The organism is Maribacter forsetii DSM 18668, assembly GCF_000744105.1.
Classification (GTDB): Bacteria; Bacteroidota; Bacteroidia; order Flavobacteriales; family Flavobacteriaceae; genus Maribacter; species Maribacter forsetii.
The window spans coordinates 1,651,744-1,675,757 of sequence record NZ_JQLH01000001.1; the positions used below are offsets into that span (position 1 = coordinate 1,651,744).

The 24,014-nt window shown below is 34.6% G+C and carries 20 protein-coding genes and 1 other RNA gene; 5 read left to right on the forward strand and 16 right to left on the reverse strand.

Annotated elements, in window-relative coordinates; translation table 11 throughout:
• Positions 1-80: 80 nt before the first annotated feature.
• A complete protein-coding gene (locus P177_RS07005; protein WP_036153328.1) occupies positions 81-1,226 on the forward strand; it encodes a cysteine desulfurase family protein in 1,146 nt (381 codons plus the stop codon).
• Here P177_RS07005 and P177_RS07010 read toward each other — a convergent pair whose 3' ends face one another.
• From P177_RS07010 to P177_RS07020, 3 genes are read right to left on the reverse strand one after another with little or no spacing between them, the layout of a single operon-like run.
• Positions 1,227-1,877, reverse strand: a complete 651-nt coding sequence (locus P177_RS07010) for a hypothetical protein (RefSeq protein WP_036153330.1) — start codon at positions 1,875-1,877, stop codon at positions 1,227-1,229.
• Between the two features lie 9 nt (positions 1,878-1,886).
• Entirely contained in the window at positions 1,887-4,352 is a 2,466-nt protein-coding gene (locus P177_RS07015) for a TonB-dependent receptor (protein ID WP_051941744.1), read from the reverse strand.
• 5 nt (positions 4,353-4,357) lie between these two features.
• Positions 4,358-6,049: a M23 family metallopeptidase gene (locus P177_RS07020; RefSeq protein ID WP_036153332.1), complete on the reverse strand. Its 1,692-nt coding sequence runs from the start codon at positions 6,047-6,049 to the stop codon at positions 4,358-4,360.
• A 193-nt stretch (positions 6,050-6,242) separates the two neighbouring features.
• On the opposite strand from P177_RS07020, the gene P177_RS07025 reads away from it, so the two are divergent.
• The 4 genes from P177_RS07025 to rny all read left to right on the forward strand — a co-directional run bounded on the left by P177_RS07025 (position 6,243) and on the right by rny (position 8,628).
• On the forward strand, positions 6,243-6,533 hold the full coding sequence (locus P177_RS07025; protein ID WP_036153335.1) for a hypothetical protein: 291 nt from the start codon (positions 6,243-6,245) through the stop codon (positions 6,531-6,533).
• A 13-nt stretch (positions 6,534-6,546) separates the two neighbouring features.
• Complete coding sequence (locus P177_RS07030; protein WP_036153338.1) at positions 6,547-6,843, forward strand: cell division protein ZapA; 297 nt, start codon at positions 6,547-6,549, stop codon at positions 6,841-6,843.
• 56 nt (positions 6,844-6,899) lie between these two features.
• Positions 6,900-7,010, forward strand: a non-coding RNA gene (gene ssrS / locus P177_RS19645) — 6S RNA.
• 49 nt (positions 7,011-7,059) lie between these two features.
• A complete protein-coding gene (gene rny / locus P177_RS07035; RefSeq protein WP_036153341.1) occupies positions 7,060-8,628 on the forward strand; it encodes a ribonuclease Y in 1,569 nt (522 codons plus the stop codon).
• A gap of 54 nt (positions 8,629-8,682) precedes the next feature.
• Here the strand turns inward: rny and P177_RS07040 are convergent, their stop codons facing one another.
• From P177_RS07040 to P177_RS07100, 13 genes are all read right to left on the reverse strand, one after another.
• Positions 8,683-8,997: a hypothetical protein gene (locus P177_RS07040; RefSeq protein WP_036153343.1), complete on the reverse strand. Its 315-nt coding sequence runs from the start codon at positions 8,995-8,997 to the stop codon at positions 8,683-8,685.
• Positions 8,998-9,011: 14 nt separating this feature from the next.
• Positions 9,012-10,223 carry a sensor histidine kinase gene (locus tag P177_RS07045; protein WP_036153347.1) on the reverse strand — a complete coding sequence of 404 codons (1,212 nt, stop codon included), beginning with the start codon at positions 10,221-10,223 and terminating at the stop codon, positions 9,012-9,014.
• Between the two features lie 104 nt (positions 10,224-10,327).
• Positions 10,328-12,346 (reverse strand): DUF349 domain-containing protein, encoded by a 2,019-nt coding sequence (locus P177_RS07050; protein WP_036153350.1) that lies wholly within the window; start codon positions 12,344-12,346, stop codon positions 10,328-10,330.
• Between the two features lie 148 nt (positions 12,347-12,494).
• Positions 12,495-13,247, reverse strand: coding sequence for a shikimate dehydrogenase family protein (locus P177_RS07055; RefSeq protein ID WP_036153352.1), 753 nt, complete (start codon positions 13,245-13,247; stop codon positions 12,495-12,497).
• Positions 13,219-14,238: a DUF368 domain-containing protein gene (locus tag P177_RS07060; RefSeq protein ID WP_036153353.1), complete on the reverse strand. Its 1,020-nt coding sequence runs from the start codon at positions 14,236-14,238 to the stop codon at positions 13,219-13,221. The genes P177_RS07055 and P177_RS07060 overlap by 29 nt, the downstream gene beginning before the upstream one ends.
• A 13-nt stretch (positions 14,239-14,251) precedes the next feature.
• Positions 14,252-15,166 carry a DUF368 domain-containing protein gene (locus P177_RS07065; RefSeq protein WP_036153355.1) on the reverse strand — a complete coding sequence of 305 codons (915 nt, stop codon included), beginning with the start codon at positions 15,164-15,166 and terminating at the stop codon, positions 14,252-14,254.
• Positions 15,167-15,183: 17 nt separating this feature from the next.
• Positions 15,184-16,587, reverse strand: coding sequence for a tetratricopeptide repeat protein (locus P177_RS07070; RefSeq protein WP_036153357.1), 1,404 nt, complete (start codon positions 16,585-16,587; stop codon positions 15,184-15,186).
• A 104-nt stretch (positions 16,588-16,691) separates the two neighbouring features.
• Positions 16,692-17,867: an aspartate aminotransferase family protein gene (locus tag P177_RS07075; RefSeq protein ID WP_036153359.1), complete on the reverse strand. Its 1,176-nt coding sequence runs from the start codon at positions 17,865-17,867 to the stop codon at positions 16,692-16,694.
• A gap of 9 nt (positions 17,868-17,876) precedes the next feature.
• Positions 17,877-19,580, reverse strand: a complete 1,704-nt coding sequence (locus P177_RS07080; protein ID WP_245233013.1) for an OstA-like protein — start codon at positions 19,578-19,580, stop codon at positions 17,877-17,879.
• A gap of 240 nt (positions 19,581-19,820) precedes the next feature.
• Complete coding sequence (locus P177_RS07085; protein WP_036157965.1) at positions 19,821-21,257, reverse strand: Gfo/Idh/MocA family protein; 1,437 nt, start codon at positions 21,255-21,257, stop codon at positions 19,821-19,823.
• An 11-nt stretch (positions 21,258-21,268) separates the two neighbouring features.
• Positions 21,269-22,066, reverse strand: a complete 798-nt coding sequence (locus P177_RS07090) for a 3-keto-disaccharide hydrolase (RefSeq protein WP_036153364.1) — start codon at positions 22,064-22,066, stop codon at positions 21,269-21,271.
• Positions 22,067-22,214: 148 nt separating this feature from the next.
• On the reverse strand, positions 22,215-23,486 hold the full coding sequence (locus P177_RS07095) for an adenylosuccinate synthase (protein ID WP_036153366.1): 1,272 nt from the start codon (positions 23,484-23,486) through the stop codon (positions 22,215-22,217).
• Between the two features lie 25 nt (positions 23,487-23,511).
• The gene (locus tag P177_RS07100) at positions 23,512-23,982 is read right to left on the reverse strand and encodes a Fur family transcriptional regulator (protein ID WP_036153368.1); all 471 of its coding nucleotides are present in this window, start codon (positions 23,980-23,982) and stop codon (positions 23,512-23,514) included.
• Positions 23,983-24,014: the final 32 nt, after the last annotated feature.

Genomic DNA, 24,014 nt, shown 5'->3' on the forward strand with positions numbered 1-24,014 from the left:
ATAAATCTGTCTGTCGCATCACTGTCAATTATAGGTTAATTAACTATTTTTGTTCATTATTTATTTTAGAGTACGCCTATATGAAACAAGTATATTTAGATAACGCAGCCACTACACAAGTTCACCCTAATGTAATTGCAAAAATGCAAGAAGCTTTAGCTGTTTACGGAAACCCTTCTTCTACTCATAGTTTTGGAAGAACGGCAAAAACTGCTATTGAAAGTGCACGCAAAATAATTGCTAAGTATATGAACGCACAGCCGTCAGAAATTATATTTACATCTGGTGGTACAGAAGCGGATAATATGATCATTAGATGTGCAGTACGTGATCTTGGTGTAAAAACTATTATTACTACGAGAATTGAGCACCATGCAGTTTTACATACTGTTGAAGAATTGGAACAGAAAGGATTGATTCAATTGTTATATGTAGATTTAGATGCATTTGGTAATCCTGATGTAGCTCATTTAGAAACACTTTTACAAAAAGATGACTCCAAAAAATTGGTTAGCCTAATGCATGTAAATAATGAAATAGGAAATAAAATCAATTTAGAGGAAATTACCCTTTTATCTAAAAAGTATGATGCACTCGTACATTCAGATACCGTACAGTCTTTAGGACATTATAATTGGGATGTTAAAGCATTTCCGATAGATTTTTTAGCTGCTGCCGCTCATAAGTTTCATGGACCAAAAGGTATTGGTTTTGCCTTTATTCGTAAGAATTCAGGTTTAAGCTGTATGATTTCAGGTGGTTCTCAAGAACGTGGTCTTAGGGCCGGTACCGAGTCTTTTCATAATATAGTAGGTTTAGAAGAAGCTTTTATTCATGCATACGAGAACTTAGAAGAAGAAAAGAAATATGTTGAAGGCATAAAATCTTACTTTATTGATCAGATAACTAAAGAAATACCTGGTGTCAAATTTAATGGGCATTCTGGCGATTTGGAGAAGAGTACCTATACTTTGGTAAATGTATGCTTACCTATTACAGAAGAAAAAGCGATGTTGCTTTTATTTAATTTGGATATGAAAGGTATTGCTTGTTCTAAAGGTAGTGCTTGCCAGTCTGGTAGCGATGCTGGTTCTCATGTACTTACCCAGATATTATCTGATGAGGACATGAAAAAGCCATCTGTTCGTTTTTCATTCTCAACGTATAATACCAAAGAGGATATAGATTATACTATTGCAGCCTTAAAGGATATTGTGGAAGCGTAATTAATTTTTACGATCCCTTTTGCGTTCTCTCTCGTAAGGGAATTTTCTAATGGCTAATTTCATCATGCGGTCAATAAGGTCAGTGGTGTTCTTACCGGTTTTCTTATTGATTTCCTTTTCGTACTTCCAAAGAAGTTTACCAGAATCGCCATCGCTTATTTTAATGCCAATTCTACCGTAATTTGCCCCTCCAGAGAAATAGTCTGTAAAGCTGAACTCTGTTGGTATACCGTTAGATAGTAGTATGTTTAAATCTAAGGTGCCACTAATAATACCATCAACACCTAAGATTTCGCTTAGCTCCTTTGTAGTATATACATCTATATTATCATAACTGATGTTCTTCTTAGCTAAAATAGCTGCTGTATTTTCAATGTTTTGGAATGTTACCGGCAGCTTTTTCTTTTTACTACGCTTAGAGAAATAGGTCTCTAAAGCATTTTGAACAGCGTAACCTTCGTTTTCTTCTAATCTTTTTTGTTCCGTTTTAGACACTTTTTCATTTAAATCTAAATTGGTTAAAAAAGGAATGATAGCTAAAACATTATGGTCAGCACTCAAGTTATCAAAACTTGGACTTTCATAAATGTTTTTCTGAGCCATTACAGCAAATGAGGAAATAAGTGCTAGTAAGAAAAGTATTCTTTTCATTTGTATTGTTTAAAGGCGTATACCCAATTTTAGGTTTAAAACCCTGGAAGTAAGATAATTTGGTACAGCATATTCATTTTTACTGTCGGCATCTCTTACCCAAGTGTTGGTAATTGAATTTTGATTGTTGAATAAATTGAAAATTTCAAAACCTAAACTCAATTCTTTAAAATTGCGTAGCCAATGTGTTTTTGGAAATTGTTTGTTCTTATTTGCAAAAATATATGAAATTCCTAAATCTGCACGTTTATAATCTCTTAATCTATTCTGAAAAATATATGGGTCGGCGTAACTAGGGGATCCACCGGGAACACCTGTTTGATAAACCAAATTTAAATACATTTTTAAATCTGGAATCGTAGGTATGTAATCTTGAAAGAGAATGCCAAATTTTACGCGTTGATCTGTAGGTCTGGGTATATAGCCTCTATTGTTTCTATTCTCTTCGGTTTTTAAATAACCTAGACTTACCCAAGACTCCGTTCCTGGTACAAAGGCACCGTTTAATCTAATTTCAGCTCCATAAACATAAGCTTCAGTGTCATTATTGGCTGCGTATCTGATACGTACATCTTCTAAAGTATACGAATTCACATTTTCCAATTTTTTGTAATATGCCTCGCTTATCAATGTAAAAGGTCTATCCCAAAGAAGAAAACTGTACTCATTACCTGCTACGAAATGAAATGCTTTTTGTGCTTTTACATTTGGCTGTATTGTGCCAGTGTTGTCTCGTAATTCTCTGTAGAAAGGTGGTTGGTGATATATTCCTGTAGATAACCTAAAGAGCATATCTTTATCCCAGTTGGGTTTTATAGCAAATTGCGCACGCGGACTAAAAACGGTTTGTGATACTTTTTCAACCCCGGTTCCACTAACTGTCCAATGATGAGAGCGTACACCAACATTGTAATACACATCTGCATTGCTCCATGTTTTATGTGTTCCCAATTGAACGTAGCCAGAAAACCTATTTGTCTTCACAAAGTTCAAAGCGCTTAATCCGCTATATGCTTCTAATGGTGCATCAAATGGTTCAGAAGGTTGATTATTTATGAATTCACTTCTAGGTGGTCTAATGGAAAATCCTGCAGAATCAATAAATTCAGATTCACGTAATTGATCGCGTATATCTTCATGAGTATATTTTGCTCCCCATTCCAAAATAGAATTACCCATAGTATGTAAGCCTTTGTGCTCTAGATTAAATATTAAGGCATCTAGATCGTTTCTCGTTCTGTTGAACTGAGAACCTATACCGCGAGAAGTTAATACCTCACCAGCCGTATCGCTACCTAAATTACTATCAACATCACCAAGCTCATAGGCTGCAACAACATCTGAATATTCTTCTTCTGTAGTATGATAAATGGAGGATATCAATTTTAATGTAGTATTCTCGTTTAAAAAATAACTGCCTTTTAAAGCTCCTAATGCGGTGGTATATTTATTTGTCTCTTGTCCTTGATAATAAACCACTAATGCCTGAGGATTATCTATGGTTCCAAAATTAGTTTGTCTGTTTAAAGGTTCGTTCTTGTAATCGTTGACAGTTAGGTTACCTAGAAAATTTAACTGAAATTTAGGTGAAAAACGGTAGGTCAAATAACTTTGAATATCTGTAAATGCCGGATTGAAATTGCTTTGTGTCTGCTGGGTATTAACCAGTAAAGAGTTGTTTCTATATCTTATACCTGATACTGAGCTCAATTTTTGATTTTTAGAAACAGTTTCTAAACTTGCACTTGCACCAAGAAAACTTACATCTGCCCTAAGGGAAAATAGAGTAGGGGTCTTGTATTTAATATCTAATACGGAAGCTAGCTTATCACCATACTTTGCTTGAAAACCACCAGCTGAAAATTTCACATTCTGTACTAGGTCGCTGTTTACAAAGCTTAATCCTTCTTGTTGTGCAGAACGAATTAAAAAGGGTCTGTACACTTCTATCTCGTTAACGTAAACTAAATTTTCATCGTAATTACCGCCTCTTACCGCATATTGCGTACTTAATTCGTTATTGGAAGATACGCCTGGTAAGAGTTTTAATATGGTCTCTACCCCGGAATTTGCACCTGGTATTTTTCTAATTTTCTCTGGAGAAATATTCAGAATGTTATTAGCTTCTTTGGTCCCAGTGGCAGAAACGGTTACGCCGTCTATTTGGGTAACATCATTTTTTAAAACAGGATTGAATTCAAAGGTCTCGTTCGTATTCAATAGTAATTTTTCCAATACGACGTCTAGGTATGCAATATGAGAAAAAACTATGGTGTTCTCTATATCTGAGGTAATCTCTAGAATATAGAATCCGTCAGAATTTGTAGTGGTTCCCAAACCCTTACAGGATATATTGACATTTGGTAACGGTTCATTATTTGCACCTAGTACTATACCAGAAATAGTAGCGTTCTGAGCAAAACCAATGGAGCTGCACAGCAGTAATATCAGGCTTAGAACATTATAAAGTTTCAACTATATTATTTTCTGTAAAAGGAGGTGCTTAAGGTGTTTGTATTACCTACATTATCTGTAACGGTAACTTCAAGTACACATTGCGTTTGATCAGCAATCTTATCGTCAAAATTATAAGTAAGGGTATTGCGCTTAGGCTCATACTCCATTAATATCCATTCTCCGTTTAAGGTAGCGGAATATTTGGCTACACCACTTAAGTCATCTGCAATCTGTACACTTAGGTACTTGTAATTATTTAACCATTGCTTTTCTTTAAAGTTTTTGGTTCTTATGGTTGGCGCTACAGTATCCTTAGCTAAAGTATATGTTCCTAAATTACGTGTTCTTGTTGTAAATTCATTACCACGTTTATACGTATTTGCATGGTTTGGTCTAAGTTTAGAATCTAATCTGGCGATAAACAATTGCTTTCGTTCTTCTTGTGAATATTTAGAAACGTCAAAAGTGATTGTAAAGTTTCTATGTGCAGGCACAGTGTTGGTGTGTATGGTAACCGTATCTTTTCCTTTCTTTAAGTCAATATAAAAATCTTCATAAAAAGTGTTTGTTGGGAAATATACTTTAGCACCGTCTAAATCAAAATTATTCGGTTTTTTTGCAATTACATAGTTCTCCGTTTTTTCTATAACCTTTTTATTGCCCAATAGATTCTTTACTCCTTCAATAGGTATGTTGACCTCAATTTTATTACCAGCATAATCTTTAATCAATAATTTGGCGTTATAACTTAAGCCTTCGTTTATTTTAACTTTGCCATCATTATATATGTCTTTGTAAATACTAAGCTTGTTACCTGGCGATTTAAAACTTTTTTGAATTTTTTGCCTATTTCTACCGTAATAATCATAATCTACAAGTGTGTTTATATATCTGGTTTCTCCAAATGAAAATTTCTCAAAATCATATAAAGAATACACTTTGCCGTTTACACTAAGTTCTACACTATAAACACCATTTTTATTGGCGGCCATATCTAACCTATCAAATCCAATAAAGCCAACTCCAATTTCACCTAAAGCAGTTACTTTATCCGCTAAAAATGTACCATCTTTCTGTTTACTAACGTTTATCTGTGTTCTTGCGTAATTATTATTAACATGAGAGTTATCTGTTAACGGATAAATAAATAATTTTTCTAAAATAGGATTAGTAGCATCGGCAACCTCTAAACCGTACATTAACGGATTGGTGGGTTTTTCAGAAATACTACTTCGTATTTCAAAATGTAAATGCGGACCTGCAGAACCACCTGTATTACCGCTATAGGCAATAAGTTCTCCTTTAGAAACTTTTAACTCCCCGTAATCAGGAAATACTTCTACTTCGAAAGATTTTTTATTGTATTGTAATTTCTTGATGTAGGCTTCAATTCTAGGTGAAAATTTTTGAAGGTGACCATAAACTGATGTATACCCGTTTGGGTGGGCTATATAGAGCACTTTACCGTAACCCCAAAGAGAAACTTTTATTCGGGTTATAGTACCATCACCTATTGCGTTGATCGGGATTCCCTCTCGCTGCTGTGTTTTTATATCAACACCAGAATGAAAATGATTGGAACGTAACTCGCCAAAAGTACCCGCTAAAATAATGGGGATATCCATTGGTGGACCAAAAACATCTTTCGGATATTTTTCTTGTGAGAAAAGACTAAAACAAAATAATAATAACAGACCAAGGGATATTTTTTTCATAGGTAGATAGGAATACTGCGAAAATAATTAATCAAATACAATTCAATGAAGTTGAGGGTGCAAAAATTATTACAAAGAGTATATGGTTGTGTATTCTGAATTTATGTACCGCTGATTTACGAATATTTGAAAAAACTATTGCTAAGTCATATAATCTATGTTAACTTTGTGTAAATCGCATTGATGGTAATGTATGAGCGAGTTAATTAAAATCGTTGATTCTTTAGAAAATAAAATTAGCAAATTGTTGCATAAACTTGAGGTTTTGAACAATGCTAATCTAGAATTGGAAAAAGAATTAAGGAATATAAAATCTTCACAAGAAAGCGCCAGTAAAACGGTGTCTGAATGGGAAGAAAAATATAATTCGCTTAAACTAGCTAATTCAATGCTTGGCAGTAATACCAATAAAACAGAAGCTAAGCTTAAAATAAATACATTAATACGAGAGTTGGACCATTGTATAGCTCAATTGTCGGAGTAATGTTTATAATAATATGTCAGAAAAGCTCAAAATAAAACTTTCTATTGCTGATAGGGTCTATCCATTGACTATTGACCCCGCTCAGGAAGAAGGCTTGCGTAAAGCAGCTAAGAATATAGAACAGTTGGCTAAAAAATTTGAGCAGAACTATGCAGTTAGAGACAAACAAGATGTTTTGGCCATGTGCGCCTTGCAATTTGCGTCTAAGATTGAACAGAATGGCATAGAGCAAACAGAAGGAACCAAAGAAGCTGAAGAGCGCTTACAAGCACTTGAGCATTTGGTAACATCTAAATTGGCTTTGAAATAAAAACGTTCTTTTAAATACATTAAGTTACTGCCCACATTGGTAATACCTTTTGACAAACTCAACATTTATTTTTTTTAAAAAGGGTGAGTTTAGATTGTAAAAGCAAGCCCTACTTGTATAGGGATCCTTGATCAGTCTGTTAGCCCTAAACCTGTTTACCGGAGTTTGATCAAAACTTCTCCAATGTGGGCTTTTTTTTTATTAATAAATTACACTATGGATAGTACAATGATAATTATTGCCGCAATAGTTGGGCTGGCAATCGGTTTTGCAATAGCAAAATTTTTGGAAAAAGGGAAAGCCTCTAAAACCATTATAAATGCAAAGAAAGATGCTGAACGTATTTTAAAAGATGCAAATGCTGAAGGAGAAAGTGTTAAGAAAGAAAAAATCTTACAGGCGAAAGAGAAATTCTTAGAATTAAAAGCCGAACATGAAAAGGTTATTAATAATAAGGATAAGAAGATAAGCGACGCAGAGAAGCGTACTAGAGATAAAGAATCTCAAGTGAGTAGTGAACTTGCCAAAAACAAGAACATGAACTCTCAGTTAGATAGTAAATTAAAAGATGTAGAGCAGAAAAGACAACTTTTTGATAAGCGTCATGAGGAGTTGGATAAAATGCACAAAAGTCAAATTCAACAGCTAGAAGTTATTTCTGGACTGTCTGCGGATGAGGCTAAAAATCAATTGGTAGAGAGTTTAAAAGAGACTGCAAAGACAGATGCAATGGCTTTTATACAGTCTACTGTTGAAGAATCTAAACTTACCGCACAGCAAGAAGCACGTAAAATCATTATTAATACCATTCAAAGAATTGGTACAGAAGAAGCGGTTGAAAACTGTGTGTCCGTATTCAATATAGAATCTGATGATGTTAAAGGTAGAATTATTGGTAGGGAAGGTAGAAATATTAGAGCTTTAGAAGCGGCTACCGGTGTAGAAATTATTGTTGATGATACGCCAGAAGCTATTATTCTTTCTTGTTTTGATTCTGTTAGGAGAGAAGTTGCAAGACTATCGCTTCATAAATTAGTTACAGACGGTAGAATTCACCCGGCAAGAATAGAGGAAATTGTAAAGAAAACAGAGAAGCAAATAGAGGCCGAAATTGTTGAAATAGGTAAGCGTACGGTTATAGATTTGGGTATTCACGGTTTACACCCAGAATTAATACGTGCTGTTGGTAGAATGAAGTATAGATCTTCTTACGGTCAGAACTTGTTACAACACTCTAGAGAGGTTGCTAAACTTTGTGGTGTTATGGCATCTGAATTAGGATTGAATCCTAAAATTGCTAAACGTGCCGGACTTTTACATGATATAGGTAAAGTACCTAATACCGAAAATGAAATAGAAACTCCACACGCTATCTTAGGTATGCAGTGGGCAGAGAAATTTGGAGAGAAACCAGAAGTATGTAATGCTATTGGAGCTCACCACGATGAAATTGAAATGAAAACGCTTATTGCCCCAATAGTTCAGGTTTGTGATGCCATTAGTGGTGCTAGACCAGGTGCAAGAAGACAGGTTTTAGATTCTTATATTCAACGTTTAAAGGATCTAGAAGAGATTGCATTTGGATTTAGTGGGGTACAGAAGGCTTATGCTATTCAAGCAGGTAGAGAGCTTCGTGTAATCGTTGAGAGCGAAAAAGTCAATGATGACAGAGCTGCACAATTGTCTTTCGAGATTTCTCAAAAAATACAAACCGATATGACTTATCCTGGTCAAGTGAAAGTTACTGTAATACGTGAGACAAGAGCGGTTAACGTTGCTAAGTAATAAACACAATTAATAATAAAAAAAAGCCCCTATTTATAGAGGCTTTTTTTGTTTCTAATCTAAAGTTTTAATCCAATTTAATAATTGGGTTTCTTCTAAGGATGATAATTTATTTTTTCTGCCTTTCGGCATTTTTTTCTTTTTAAACACTTGAAATTCTATCACTTTTGCTAGTCCGTCCATATTTTCTAGGGAAAAAATAGTTCTATTTTTCTTTACGGAATGGCAAAAGTTACATTTTGTATTCAATACTAAGTAAGCTTCTTTCTTGGCTGTCTTAGTTTGATTCCCTATTACTTGTAGTTCCTTACTTGATGGTCTAGAAATGAAATTTGAAATAACTATTACAATCCAGATTACTGATTTCATATTCCTTAATACTTTTAATTAAGGTTCTTGGAAAGTGTAAAATTGAAATGCACTCCCTCTTTATTGTCATTACGTTTGCCTATAGTGATATCTCCGCCTAGTTTTTCTATAAGTTCTTTAATGGTGGTTAGTCCAATACCGGTATCGGTAGCACCTTCCGTACTAAGTTTTTCGAATAATAAGAAAACCTTTTTCCAGTATTTCTCTGGTATGCCAGGACCATTATCCTCATAAGTGAAAGAATATGATTTTTCATCTTCGTTAAAAGAAACCGTAATTTCAATATCAGACTTATCGGTAAATTTAATACTGTTAGATATTAAATCTCTAAAAATTTGGTCAAAGCTATTTAAAGAATGATTAATGTCGTGATCGCAATTTTCTAATTGTAAAGAAACAGATTCATTATCATATTGTTTGCTAAGTACATTTTCTATTTCTTTTGATACATTAAATTTTTCAAGATTTATCTCGGCATTGGTTATTGAGTTGTAATTGATAATACCAGTGATTAAAGATTCCATGTAATCAACTCTAGTGTCTATAATGCCTAGATATTTTGGTATTTCGGTATCTTTAAAAAAATCGGAATAATCTTCTTTAATAAAACCAACCATAGAGCTAATGCCCAATAATGGTGTTTTCATATCATGCGCCATTCGATATGATAATTGTTTTAGTTGATTGTTCTTTATTCGTAATTCTTCATTAACAATCTTCTGCCGTATATTTTGCCTTCTCAATTCTAACTGAGCCATTACTTGATCAGCTAGATCTTTTAAAGATGCTTGTTGTTTTTCTGTAAACTCCTGCCTTGGTTTAATGTCTATAACACACAGGGTGCCAATGGATTGACCTTCTTTTGTATTTAATGGTGCGCCAGCATAAAATTGCACTGACGGACCGCCTGTAACCAAAGGATTGTCAAAAAATCGTTCATCTTTATTGGCATCATTAACCAATAATAAAGAATCTGGAGAATTAATGGCGTGTGCGCAAAAAGCTAAATCTCTAGGAGTTTCTGTGGCATCTATACCGTGGTGAGATTTAAACCACTGTCGGTCTTCATCAACAAGGGAAACTAATGCCATTGGAGTATTACAAATATCTGCGGCTATACGCGTAATAGCGTCATATTCCTTTTCTTCTAATGTATCAAGTACATTAAAACTTTTTAAGGCTTCTAACCTTTGTTTCTCGTTATTCGGTATTTCTGGTTTGACCATTTTAGGTGTAACTAACTACTTATAATAATTAAAGTAAGTTTTTTCTTACATAAATAACGTATAAAATGTATAAATGTTATATATTTTTCAATTTAGAAGTAAAGCTACTCCTCGCTTTTGGTTTCTTCAGTATCCTCAGCTTCTTCCTCTTCTTTAAGTAGATTGTTTTTTAAGATATTCAACTTCTTTAATTTTGCTTTCCAAGCGGATAAAGATTCTTTGTGTTGGTTGACTCTTTTTATAACGTCTTGTACCAATGGGTTGCTTTCAGAAGCATTAGAGAAAAACTGTAGATTATTCTCTAGTTGTCTAATCTCATCTTTACTCTCATCAATCTTTTTTCTAATAAAGGCACGTTCATTTTGTATTGCACGCTCTTGATTATCATTGTTACTTAATTGCTGAATTTTGTTACCATATTTCAACAGTTCAGATTCTTGTTTACTAACACCACATTTTTGATATAGTGCATCTATAATTTTATCGAACTTTTGATTGATGTTTTTCTTTTTAAAAGGAACTCTGCCGTAGGTTTTCCATTCTTCGGAAAACTTTGTTATAGCTTCTAAATCTTTTGCTTTGTCACCACTTAATTCAAAAGCTTTAAGACGATTAATGAATTCATCTTTAAGTTTAAAATTTGCTTCTTCTTCTTTAAATGCATCACTTTTAAGTGCATTTAATCTATCAAAATAATGGTTACAGGCTGTTTTAAATTCTTTCCAAAGCTTATCTGAATATTTTCTTGGGACATGTCCAATTTTTTTCCATTGGCCTTGTATGCGCTTCATTTCTGAAGTTGTAGCATCAAAATCATCGCTATCTTTTAAAGAAACCGCAATTTCCAATAAAGCTCTTTTCTTCTCTAAATTCTCTTGTTGCTCTTTTTTAAGATTCTTGTAAAAAGCATTTTTATTCTGATTGAATGCACGGACCGCTGCCTTAAAGCTATTCCAAGTTTTAGAATTCACTTTTTGCGGTACTTGACCGGCTTTGAAGAAAGACTCTCTAAGTTCCTCTAATTTTTTAATCTGTTGTTGAAGTGCACCATGATTGCTGGATACATTTTCACTAAGTGTATTTATCTCCGCAATAATTGCGTGCTTTCGCTCTAAATTTTCTTCTTTTATCTTATCAAGATTCTTAAAGTAATCTTGTCTTCTTTCATGAATAATTTTTGTAGCTGCACTAAAACGATCCCAGATTTCTTCTCTATGGTCTTTACCTACAGGACCTAAATCTTCTTTCCAGATTTTGTGCAATACCTGTAGTTCTCTAAATGCTCTATTTAAATCTGGTTCCTTAGAAAGTTCCTCTGCTCTAGCAACTATTTTACCTTTTTCTTCTAGATTATGCTTAAAATCTAAATCTCTTAAGTCTCTATTGATATTTAAAAAGTCGTAGAATATTTCAATGTGGTGGTGGTATGTTTTCCAGACATTGTTATAATCTGCACGAGGTATTGGTCCGGCATGGCGCCATTTAGCTTGTATATCCTTAAAATTGTTATACGTTGTATTAATATCCTCTTCTACATTCACCAAGGCTTTTAATTGTTCAATAAGGTCTAATCTATAGGCAAGATTTTCTTTGTGACTCTTTTCTAAACTCTTGTAATATTGGTTGCGCTTGTCTCTGTATTCTGAGTATACTTCGTTAAATTGTTGTTTGTCAACAGAATTGTATCTGAAGTCAATTTCATTACCTCCGTTTGAGATGAATTCTTCTTTCTTTTCCTCTAAAAATTGATCAAATTTTTGATTGAATTCGTCTTTAATAGAATCAACATGTTTTCTTATGGCTTGTACCTTCTCATTCTTTACCAATCGTTGTAATTCACCTACTAAATTTTCCATGCTCATGTCATGGTAATCTGGCATTGGGATCTCATGTCTTTTTTCATTGTCGGTATCTTCTGCATCTTCTGCATTAGAATCGTCAATTTCATTCATTACATCAGTTTCTTCTGCATCTTCATTTGGTGCAGTTGTAGTTTCTGTTTGTAATGGTGTTGATTCGTCTGAAGGATTAACTGTTTCCTCCACTACGTTTTCAGTAGTTTCGGTCGTAGTTTTTTCCTCAATTGAATTCTCTGGTAATTGTTGTTCTTTATCCTCAGACATAATCCTAAATTATATGCTTACAAGATAGTAACAACCCTACGACTGGCAAAGAATTGATTGTTCTTTTTAGTTAAATCACCAAAGAGTAATCTAGGGTAAACCTATATTTTACATTGTCTTTCTAATTGATATGTGTGAATTAGGATAGTTATCGATTCCAAATTTCCCATGATTTTTCGGCCTGAAACTCTAACATCTTATGTCCGTTACATATGGACGCGCCATTAGCTTTACCGGCAGCAAGAAAAGAAGTTTCTTCAGGGTTATATATGAGATCAAATAGAAGATGTTGTTTGTTGATTTGGGAATACGGAATTGCAGGTTTTTCTTCAATATTGGGGAAGGTACCTACTGGAGAGCAGTTTATGATCAAGGTATGGTCAGCAATAATATCATCATTTAACTCACCATAGGTATATCCATTATTTTTACCACTTCTGGACACAAAAGAAAAATTAATTCCTAATTCATCCAATACAAATGCGATTGCTTTTGATGCTCCTCCGGTGCCTAAGATCAATGCCTTTTTATGGTGTTCTTTTAAGTATGGTTCTATAGATTTCTCAAATCCATAGGCATCGGTATTGAAACCCACTAAACCATTTTCTGTAAATTTTATGGTATTCACGGCTCCAATTTTTTTTGCAGCCATATCCATATCATCTAAAAAAGCCATGACCTCTTCTTTATAAGGTATAGTAATGTTTAGACCCTTTACGTTTTCTGTAGTTTCAAATATAGTGGGGAATTCTGATATGGATTGCAAATCGAAATTTTGATATAGGCATTGATTCAATCCCATATCTTCGAATTTCTTTTTAAAATATCCTCTTGAAAATGAATAAGAAATATCTTTTCCTATTAAGCCGTAATTAGCTTTCTGTTCTTCTGTTTTTTCCATACCAATCTAAAAGTAGCAAAATACTAATACCTATGATAATAAAGAAAATAGCCGTCCAGTTTTCTACGTTGGTCAAATCTGGTAGAAACCTTTCATAGTTCATTATTATCGGTTTTCCGTTCGTATCTAAAATATTTTCTCCATTAATTCCCGTTTTAAAAATGGTTCTTTTCCACGGCCATACTACTCCTAAAGATCCTGTAATGAAACCTAAAATAGTAGCAGTAGTAATGTGCTTATAGTGTTTTAAAACATAAGTTAATAAATGGGATAGGGTTACTAAGCCTGTAGCGGAACCTAAGGTGAATACCGCTAAAATCTTGAGCGTATGTAACCTTTCCGTATTGGAAGTAAAGCTAAAATCACCTACTAATAATTCTGAGAATGTATCGTATAAGGCATTAACGGAATCTACTAAAAGGAGTACGTAATTACCTAGTAATATTAATATAAAGGAACCCGATAGCCCAGGTAAAGTCATACCAGATACACTGATTATTCCACATAAAAAAATAAAAAGTAAGTTGTCGTTTTCCTTTGCGGGACTAAGAAAACTAATTGCTACACCAACACTTAAGCCTATAATGGCAGCGGTAAATGTTTTCTTTTTCCAATAATCGAAATCTTTACCTATGTAATATATAGATCCTAAGATCATACCAAAAAAAGCAGCCCAAACATAGAGTTCTCGTTTAACCAAAAAGTAATCTAATACTTTGGATATACTGAAGTAACTGACCAGCATGCCAAAAATGAGCAGGGTTAAAAAAGAACCGTTAATATACCTGTAGAAACTTTTGAGTCTTCCGTTAACAAGAAGTTTGAAGGCTTTGCCATTTACCTTTTGTAGCGAATAAATAAATTCTTCGTAGAAACCACCAACAAATGCAACTATACCACCAGAAACACCAGGTACCTTATTGGCGGCGCCCATGCAAAGTCCCTTTACGACCAAGAAAAATTTATCAGTAAAGGATCGGGTTTCGTTCATGTAGGTTTTAGCGTTACTTCTTAGAAGCTGATTTTTCTAATATAAAAATAAGAGAAAAACCTATTACAGCAGCTACAATAGCAAAGGTTAATTGATTATCACCTTGAAAAGCGAATGGAGAAATATTTTCGTCAATGATTATTTCTTTTTTACCTATCTGAATAACTTCTATGATATTCTTCCAAGGCCATATTTCGTTCAACGAGCCTAAGATGAAACCTGTTAAAAAAGCTAAGGTGCTATTTTTGTAATTGGTAAACATCCATTTTAAAATTCTGGCAAAACTTAAAATACCAAAGGCAGCGCCAAAAGCAAAAGTAATTACAATACCAAAATCTTTTTCATTAACGGCTTCTAAAACGGTTTTGTAAGAACCCAGTAACACCAATATAAAAGAACCGGAAATACCTGGTAAAACCATGGCGCAAATTGCAATAGCACCCGATAAAAAGATAAATGGCAGGCTGCCAGAACTAGTAGAAGGAGGAAGGGTGGTTATATAGAAAGCGGTGACTGTTGCAATTAGAAATAATATAAAACCTAAAATATTCCATTTTTTTATGGATTTAGCGACGAAAATGACACTGGCCAATACCAAACCAAAAAAGAAGGACCACGTTACAATTGGGTGTTCTTCTAATAACCAAGCAATAACTTTTGATAATGAGAAAATACTGATCATCATACCAATTAGCAGGGCTAAAAGAAAGTTACCGTTCAATTTCTCCCAAAACATTTTAAAACCTTCTTCCTTTAAAACTTTTAAAGTTTTTAGATTAACGTTATTGATAGAGGTAATAAATTCTTCGTAGATGCCTGTTACAAAGGCTATTGTGCCACCAGATACTCCCGGAACCAATTCGGCAATACCCATTGCCATACCTTTTAGAGATATGAAGGTGTAATCTTTTAGTTTTCTATTGTCCATGAAATGTAGAACCTATTCTAAGAGGTTTTATTGTATTTTCTTACAATTTCTTGTGTCCATTCAGACTTGCCGTATTCTGGAAAATTTTCAGTGAACAAATGTAGTTTTTTCTGCTTTTTGTCAATCTTCAATGCATCCATTAACATAATACGTGCATTGATAGGATCTTTGGCAAGTAGTAGGTAGCCTACAGATCTATATAAAAGTTTTAAATTTTCAGGATAAAACTCTCTACCTTGGGCTAAGATTTCTACTGCAGCAGATTCCTCTCCGTTAATGTGAACAACCTCTGCCCAGCTTAACCATGTATCTATTTCAAAATTGCCAAGGTCCACTGCTTGTTTAAAAGCGAAATCTGCTTGGTCATAATTCTTTAAAGCCATGTGAATTTGCGCACACTTTTTCCAGTATTGCGGATTCTCACCATCAATATTCAAAGCTTTATTAATATAGAAAACTGCCTTTTCAAAATCTCTACTATTATAATATAGATTTGTAATCGCCAACCAGCCTTTGTCTAAAAGTGGATCTTCATGTACTGTTTGGTAGAAATAGTACTTGGCCATTTCAGTATCCTTCAGTTTTTCATAACATTTACCTATTCTCAAAAATGCATGAGAGGTAGGGTCTTCAATGGAAATGGTGGTTTCGTAATTTTCAATAGCCTCTTTATGGCGACCTAATTTTTCAAGTACTTTTCCTTTTTCAAAGTAAGCGCCAATAAAAGTATCATCTGAAATAACTGCAAAATCAAAAGCAGTTAATGCTTCCGTATACATTTCTTTAAAATAATATTGCTTACCTAACTGATGCCAAGCTACTTCGCAATACGGATTCTTTTCTAAATAGCTGTTTAAGTAAACTATAGCACCATCATAATCCTCAAGGAACTCAAAGCAATACACCACATTATAGAGCGATGAATAATCCTGTTCGTCAAACTCCACACATTTCATAAAGCTCTCCTTGGCATTATTGAAGTTGTCCATGAACAAATACTCCATACCCAGTAGGCTGTAGATATCAAAACTATTATTAGTGAAGCTTAATGCTTTTTGTAGTAATTCTATTGCGCCAGCATGGTCATCTCTCTTAGAAAAAATGTTGGCACGTTGAATGTAAATTTCATCATTATTATTATCCAACTGCTGTAATTCATCTAGCAGGGCTTCGGCTTTTTCCATCTGGTTTTCAAAAACCATGACTTCTACCTGCAGCAATTTCAGTTCTATAGAAGCTGGATGCTGCTGTAAACCAATTTTAATTCCTTTTTTAGCCAAAGAAATCTTCCCATGATTTAGGTAATGGTGCACAATATCTTCAAAATCCTCTGCATCAAAGAAATAGACATCATCTGTCTTTAACATTGATTCAAATTTTGTTATTGGCTTGTCCGGTCTCTCGTTAGATTCTAACGCCATAGGCACTATTTGGTTTTACAAGATATTTTAAAAGTAAGTGATTGTATGGGGTTTCAGCCATCTTGTTAATCGATATTATTAACAAATTAGTTAACAACGCTGATTTACATAGCGTTAAGAAGTTCTAAGATTATAGCACAACCATCTTTAATTTCTTTTTCTGAAATGGTCAATGGCGGGGAAATTCTTACCGCTCTATTTTCAAATAATAACCAAAAAAGAATAAGATTTTTCTCTTTTGCTTTTAATACCAATTCATTGGCTGTTTCTGGAGAATCCATTATCAAGGCAAGCATCAATCCTTTACCTCTAATTTCTTTTATCTTCGGATGTTTTAATAACGATTTAAAAAGCTTTTCTTTAATTAAGGTGTCAGCAATTAAAGTCGAGTTCAACAGTACATTTAGTGTAGCCAAGCTAGACGCCGCAATTACTGGATTACCGCCAAAAGTAGTTATGTGACCCATTTTAGGATTCTCACTTAGCGTATGCATAATTTCTTTACTAGCTGTAAAAGCACCAACGGGCAGGCCAGATGCCATCCCTTTGCCGATAACTAAAATATCAGGGATGCAGTTAAAATGTTCAAATGCGAATAGCTTTCCTGTTCTGCCAAAACCGGGCTGTATTTCATCAAGTATTAAGAGCGCTCCCATTTCTTTGCAACGCGCTTTTACTTTTTTTAAATAGTCTTTTGATGGAAGTATAAAGCCAGCGCCACCTTGTATGGTCTCTAAAATAACACAGGCAGTTTTAGAGGTTATCTTCTCTAAATCTTCTTCGTTATTGAAACTGATATGATAAATATCTGGTAATAAAGGTCTAAAAACACTTTTGCGTTCTTCAAAATCCATAAGACTTAAACTACCCATGGTATTACCATGATAGGCGGATTTAGCTGCAATAATTTCTGAACGACCAGTATATCTGCGCGCCAATTTTAATGCACCTTCAATAGCTTCTGTTCCAGAATTAACCAAGTAGGTTACCTCTAGAGGTTCAGGTAAGTTATCCGCAAGCAATTTAGTGTATATGGTTGCTGGTGATTGTGCATATTCGCCATACACCATTACGTGCATGTATTTATCTACTTGCTTTTTTATTGCATCTACCACATCTGGGTGGCAATGACCAAGAGTACATGCCGATACTCCAGCAACAAAATCTAAATGTGCACTACCATTGGTGTCATAAATATAACTGCCGCTGGCATAGGAAACTTCCATGCCTAAAGGGTAGGGAGAAGTCTGTGCTTGATATTTTAGAAAGTCTTTGTTCATGTGAAATAGCTATTTCACCTTTTTAGGCTTTACAGACTTTTTAGGGTCTGTTGCTTTATCTTGTGTAGGAATGTTATTTACCGGGTCAGATTCGTTTTGACTTCGTTGTTGTTCCTCAGCGTCAATATCTATTGGGTTGTCAATACCATTGATAACTACAAGTTTTAGATTATTATCATCTTCATCAAAAATATCATCCTTAGTTAATATGCGTTCATCTCCACGCCAAACAAAGCCTTTTAATATTCTGCTATTCTTGGGTAGATCTTTCTCAGGGAAAATATCGCCATCTGGGTCTGTATAAAAAGTCAAGTTTTCTATGTCATTTTCTGCCATAGTAATTCTTATTTTGCTACACACAGTTTTATCAATACCTATTAGTTCGTCATCATCATTGTACATATAATAAACGACCTCGGTATTTTGTATTAAGTCTATGAGTTTTAATTCGTTTTCAATGAATTTTCCGTATAAATTAATTCCCTTGGCTTGGTTATATCCGGTCATGCTAACACTGTCCAAAGAAATTATAAAGGCATTGTTCAATACTTTTAAGGAGTCTAGTTTTTCAGTTTCTAGATTCGATTTTAGATGAATGCTGTCACCTGTCATTTGGTTGGCACCATTCCAAATAACTGGATTCTTAATTAATTGGGTAATACCGGTTTTTTGTTCTGAATGGATGCTATCACATTTACCGCTTAAATCTGTTTTGTAGAATTTAGCATTTCTAAAAGCTCGTAGAATTCTATCTTCTGGTTTTCCGGTAACCATTAATGTATCTCCATGAACATAAAGAGAATCTCTTTCTTGAACAGAAATAGAAACTGCTCTTCTTGTTGCAAATACAGAATCTTTAGCTTTAAATACTTCGGCATAGTGCGCTCTGATAATACCATTGTTTATAGTATCTGTAACGGTAATGTTGTTAGTGGCAGATGCAAATTCTTTAGCCTTATTGAAGTAAACACTATCACCTTCTATAATTCTGTTGTTATAATCTATACGAGTGTTTTTAATTCCGTAGCCGGTTTCTACTTTAGTGTCATAAAATCCTCTTTCACAATATATTTTGTACGTTTCTCCGTTTATAGTTGACGGACCGTACATATAAGCGTTTTTAGAATTCGTGTAATAGTCTAATTGTTCTGAGTCTAAAGTATATTCAGGGTTTTTAACATGTACGCTGTCTAAGAACTGATATTTTTTAAGTTCCATAAAATACTTACCAATTTTGCTGGTCAACGTATTTGCTGAATCTACTACAGTACCGTTATCTTGATAAAAAGCTTCTTGCTTTTCGCGATCTAAACGTAAGGTATCCGTTCTTAAGGTCATATCAGAATTAGTCAATACAACATTACCCCATGCTTTAGCCAACTTTACATCACCTAAGTAGTTGATTTTTTTACTGGTCATTTCAACAGAATCTCCCTGCTTTAGAATGACATTGCCAATAGCTTCCAGTCTATTTTCTAATTGGTAATAAATAGCAACATCGCACCATAGATCAGCGCCTTGGTGTTCAAATTGTACTTGACGGGTATCTTTACTGAAAATAGAAGCACCTGGATATTCTGCTTCGTTTTTAGTAAAATTGGCACCGTAGACTATATTAATTTGTTTGGGCTCTTCTTCGGTAGTATTCTGCTGGGAATAGCCAAAAAGAGAACATGCTAAGCATAAAAGAACTACTGGATAAATCTTTTTCAACCTAAAAATTTTTTCAAAAATAGGACATTTTAAAAGAGCCTTGTCATGGTTAAGATACTTTTGGGATTTTAATGCGAAAAGGACAATTGTTTTATGGGGTTTGTTGATGAGTGTTTCTAAATGAAAAATATAATTTTTTAGGCTTATTTCAAATGTATCTAAGATCGCCCATGTACGGTAAAGTTAAAAAAGAATGGATGTAAAAAACCACCCGAAAGTGGTTTTTTATTTTCATGTGATTTAGAAATCTCTATAATTTCCTTCAAGAAAAGCATTGGCTTCATCTTCGGAAAATTTTGCATTTTCACTGTCCCAATGTAAAGTTTGGTTAGGGAATCTACCGGCGATTACACCTAATAAAATGGTTTCCGTTAGCCTAGATGCATAGGAGAAAGGAGCGGTAGTTTCATCTGTTCCCAAGCAAGCATCTACAAACTGATGATAATGTTTTGGTCCTTCCAAATCATAATCTCTAATTGGTTTGCCCATATTGTTGGCTTTTTCTACCGATTCTATTTCTGCAGAAATATCTACATATTTGCCATCTACAATCTTTTTTGGTAGTTGCATGAAATGAGGTAGCAATAATCTTCCTTTTTCACCAATGAACATAGCACCTTGATCTGGTAACGCACCTTCATCTGCTGTCTTTGTTACTAAGGACATCTTGTCTTCCATGGATTCCTCGGTATCACCTTCAGTAGTTGCCATATTTTCAGCCCCTGGTAATATTAAATCTTCATGGTCTTTTGGTGCACCCGGACCATCATACCAAACCCATTTTAAAGTTTCCGTAGTATATTCTGTTTGTGGAAATTCATAAGTAACGATGTTGTTCTGTGGAAAACCAAATCCGTTTGGTTCTCTGCATTCATTTTTAATCGTCTTTGGAACTTGAAGAGCCAATGCGTTATACGGAGTATCAAAAATATGTACGCCCATGTCACCTAATGTTCCACAACCATAATCAACTAACTTTCTCCAGTTGCCTGGGTGATAGAAGCCTTCTTTGTAAGGTCTTTCTGCGGAAGTTCCTAGCCAAAGATTCCAATCTAATGATGCTGGTATTGGGTCAGATCCAGTAGGTTCAGCTCCGTCATAACCCCAATCTTTTGGTGACCATGCACGAACGGTATGTACTTTTCCTATAATACCGGATTGTATTAATAACGTTGCCAATTTATAGTCATAGAACGAATGTACCTGAATTCCCATTTGAGTGACCAACCCCTTTTCTTCGGCCAGCTTGTTCATCGCCCTTGCTTCAGATACATAATGGGTCAATGGTTTTTGGCAATACACAGGTTTGTCCATTTCCATAGCCATCATAGAAGCTGGTGCATGGGTGTGATCTGGTGTGGAAACAACAACGGCGTCGATCTCATTGCCCATTTCTTTTAACATCACTCTATAGTCGGTATATGTTTTTGCATTAGGATGAAGTTCTTTTGCAGCTGCTAAATTGTTTGCATCAACATCGCATAATGCGGTGACATCAACCTTGCTGTGAGATGAAATGGCTTTTAAATCTTCGGCTCCCATATTGCCAACACCAATGTGTGCAGTTTTTAACCTTGTCAATTTTTTGACCTCTTTTTTACAAGACCAAAGTCCAGATGGAAGTAATACAAATGTTGATAATGTAGCTGCGTTTTTTAGAAAGTCTCTTTTATTCATTGGTGTGGTGGTTAAAGTTTTTTGATTTTTATATTTCTGAACCAAATAGGGCTAGAATGATCTTGAAAACCAATATAGCCAGTTTTAAATTTGCCGTAGTCTTCACTGTTCTTCCATTTATCCGATTTCTTCTTCTCGTACCAAGCTTCATCCCACGGTACAAAAGAAACCACCTTCTTACCGTTTAACCAGTGTTCTACTTGTTCAGGCGTGAAAATGATTCTAGTGGTATTCCATTGCCCCACCGGATGCAGTATTTTACCTTCTGGATTAGCGGCATGCATGGCATAATCAGAGGCGGTTTGCTGAAGTGGCTTTAATTCCTCTGGCTTTTCGGTGTAGCCTAAACTTATATTGTAATCTGTAATATCGTGAATGCTTGCATAATTTTCATCATCGATCAATTGATACTCAGGTGAAACTTCTGGTGGACTATCATAACCTTCTTTCAAGTGGTAGAAAATACCGCTGTTTCCACCTTTTGGCAATTTCCATTCTACATAGAGCTCAAAATTGTCAAATTCTTCCGCGCCATAAATAATATCTGTGCCGCCGGTGTAATCTTGCTCCATACCTAAATCGGTATCAAACTGTAGTTCTCCATCTTTGGCAATCCAACCCGGTGGTAGTTCTTTACCGTTATATGCGCGCCAACCTTTGGTGGTAGTGCCGTCGAAAAGAGTTATCCATTCGTTATTTTTTTCTTGGTCGGTAACGGTTTGTTTTTCTACCTTATCTTTTTTTTCTGTTTTACAAGCTGTCGCTAAAACAAGAAAAAAAAGGAAGGTAGCATAGGTGGTTATTTTCATTTTTTGAGTTGTAGTTAAGTTGTTGCTGAATTATAAAAATGTACATTTTACACAAACTTGAAAATACAAAAAAAAAGAATGGCGATAAAGGTATTTCCCTATATCGCCATTCTTGAAAGTTGAATAACCTATTCTGGTCGCTTAATGTCTATCTCAATATTGTCTGTGTTCTATCTGGACCTACAGAAACAATCTTGATCGGCACTTCTAATTCTTTTTCAAGGAAATCGATATACTCGTTAAGTTCTTTCGGCAATTGGTTAGCTGAAGTCATTTTGGTTAAATCTTCTTTCCAACATGGGAACTCAGTATAAACAGGAGTTACATTTTCTGGTTCTATGTTATATGGGAAATGAGTTATGGTCTTACCCTTATACTTATAGGCAGTACATACTTGCAGGCTATCAAACCCAGAAAGTACATCACCTTTCATCATGTTTAATTGTGTAACACCGTTAACTTGACAAGCATATTTTAATGCCACAAGATCTAACCAACCACAACGACGTGGTCTACCGGTTACCGCACCAAACTCATGACCTACTTTAGCCATTTCTGCACCAACTTCATCAAATAATTCTGTTGGGAAAGGACCGGAACCTACACGTGTTGTATATGCTTTGAAAATACCAAATACTTCTTTTACTTTATTTGGAGCAATACCTAATCCTGTACAAGCACCTGCTGCCGTTGTATTAGATGAAGTAACAAATGGGTATGTTCCAAAATCGATATCTAATAAAGATCCTTGAGCGCCTTCTGCTAGTATAGTTTTACCTGCTTTAATAGCTTCGTTCAAATACTCTTCACTATCAATGAAAGTTAATTCTTTTAAACGCTCTACGGCATCAAAAAACTCTACTTCCATTTCTTCTAAGTCATACTGTACATCAACATCATAGAAGCTGATCATTGCTTCATGTTTGTCTGCTAAATGACGGTACTTTTCTTTCCAAGAATCTAATTCTAAATCTCCAATACGCATACCGTTTCTACCGGTCTTGTCCATATACGTTGGACCAATACCTTTTAGTGTAGAACCAATTTTTGCTTTTCCTTTAGATGCTTCGGATGCGGCATCTAATAAACGGTGCGTTGGTAATATTAAATGTGCTTTTCTAGAGATAATAAGTTTAGCCTTGTAGTCTATGTTGAACTGGTCTAAGCCTTCTAGTTCTTTTACAAAAACAACTGGATCGATAACAACACCGTTACCAATTACATTCATTGCTTTTTTATGAAAAATTCCTGAAGGAATAGTTCTAAGAACGTGTTTAATGCCGTCAAATTCTAAGGTGTGACCAGCATTTGGACCGCCTTGAAAACGTGCAATAATGTCGTAATCTCTAGTTAATACATCAACGATTTTTCCTTTTCCTTCGTCACCCCATTGTAGGCCTAACAATAAATCTACTGCCATCTAAATATTATATACTTGGTTAGTTTTATTTAATTTCTTTTTTGCCTGCATTTTTAGCAGGAGTATTTTTAGTCCCGTAAAAATAAAGGGAGTGTGTGTTTATCGTAATATCGAAAACCTCTTCTATCGTTTTCTTTATAGACTGTATTCTTGGGTCGCAAAATTCCATTACCTCACCTGTATCCGTTAGTATAACATGGTCATGCTGACGGTCAAAATAAGATTTTTCGTATTGTGCCTGATTTTTGCCGAACTGGTGCTTACGTACCAATTTACAATCTAAAAGTAGTTCTATGGTGTTATAAAGAGTTGCCCTACTTACGCGATAGTTTTTATTCTTCATTTTAATATAGAGGGATTCTATATCAAAATGCTCGTCACTTTCGTAAATTTCTTGAAGTATGGCGTAGCGTTCAGGGGTTTTTCTATGTCCTTTATCCTCTAAAAAGGCGGTGAAGACGTTTTTTACTATTTCTTGATTTTTATCAGAAGACATATTTACTACATTAATACACAAAGGTACAGTTA

What these genes read in the sequence shown, in the direction of transcription:
- P177_RS07005 (WP_036153328.1), top strand. Translation starts at nt 81, where the DNA reads ATGAAACAAGTATATTTAGATAACGCAGCCACTACACAAGTTCACCCT.
- P177_RS07010 (WP_036153330.1), bottom strand. Translation starts at nt 1,877, where the DNA reads ATGAAAAGAATACTTTTCTTACTAGCACTTATTTCCTCATTTGCTGTA.
- P177_RS07020 (WP_036153332.1), bottom strand. Translation starts at nt 6,049, where the DNA reads ATGAAAAAAATATCCCTTGGTCTGTTATTATTATTTTGTTTTAGTCTT.
- P177_RS07025 (WP_036153335.1), top strand. Translation starts at nt 6,243, where the DNA reads ATGAGCGAGTTAATTAAAATCGTTGATTCTTTAGAAAATAAAATTAGC.
- P177_RS07030 (WP_036153338.1), top strand. Translation starts at nt 6,547, where the DNA reads ATGTCAGAAAAGCTCAAAATAAAACTTTCTATTGCTGATAGGGTCTAT.
- rny (WP_036153341.1), top strand. Translation starts at nt 7,060, where the DNA reads ATGGATAGTACAATGATAATTATTGCCGCAATAGTTGGGCTGGCAATC.
- P177_RS07040 (WP_036153343.1), bottom strand. Translation starts at nt 8,997, where the DNA reads ATGAAATCAGTAATCTGGATTGTAATAGTTATTTCAAATTTCATTTCT.
- P177_RS07045 (WP_036153347.1), bottom strand. Translation starts at nt 10,223, where the DNA reads ATGGTCAAACCAGAAATACCGAATAACGAGAAACAAAGGTTAGAAGCC.
- P177_RS07050 (WP_036153350.1), bottom strand. Translation starts at nt 12,346, where the DNA reads ATGTCTGAGGATAAAGAACAACAATTACCAGAGAATTCAATTGAGGAA.
- P177_RS07055 (WP_036153352.1), bottom strand. Translation starts at nt 13,247, where the DNA reads ATGGAAAAAACAGAAGAACAGAAAGCTAATTACGGCTTAATAGGAAAA.
- P177_RS07060 (WP_036153353.1), bottom strand. Translation starts at nt 14,238, where the DNA reads ATGAACGAAACCCGATCCTTTACTGATAAATTTTTCTTGGTCGTAAAG.
- P177_RS07065 (WP_036153355.1), bottom strand. Translation starts at nt 15,166, where the DNA reads ATGGACAATAGAAAACTAAAAGATTACACCTTCATATCTCTAAAAGGT.
- P177_RS07070 (WP_036153357.1), bottom strand. Translation starts at nt 16,587, where the DNA reads ATGGCGTTAGAATCTAACGAGAGACCGGACAAGCCAATAACAAAATTT.
- P177_RS07075 (WP_036153359.1), bottom strand. Translation starts at nt 17,867, where the DNA reads ATGAACAAAGACTTTCTAAAATATCAAGCACAGACTTCTCCCTACCCT.
- P177_RS07085 (WP_036157965.1), bottom strand. Translation starts at nt 21,257, where the DNA reads ATGAATAAAAGAGACTTTCTAAAAAACGCAGCTACATTATCAACATTT.
- P177_RS07090 (WP_036153364.1), bottom strand. Translation starts at nt 22,066, where the DNA reads ATGAAAATAACCACCTATGCTACCTTCCTTTTTTTTCTTGTTTTAGCG.
- P177_RS07095 (WP_036153366.1), bottom strand. Translation starts at nt 23,486, where the DNA reads ATGGCAGTAGATTTATTGTTAGGCCTACAATGGGGTGACGAAGGAAAA.
- P177_RS07100 (WP_036153368.1), bottom strand. Translation starts at nt 23,982, where the DNA reads ATGTCTTCTGATAAAAATCAAGAAATAGTAAAAAACGTCTTCACCGCC.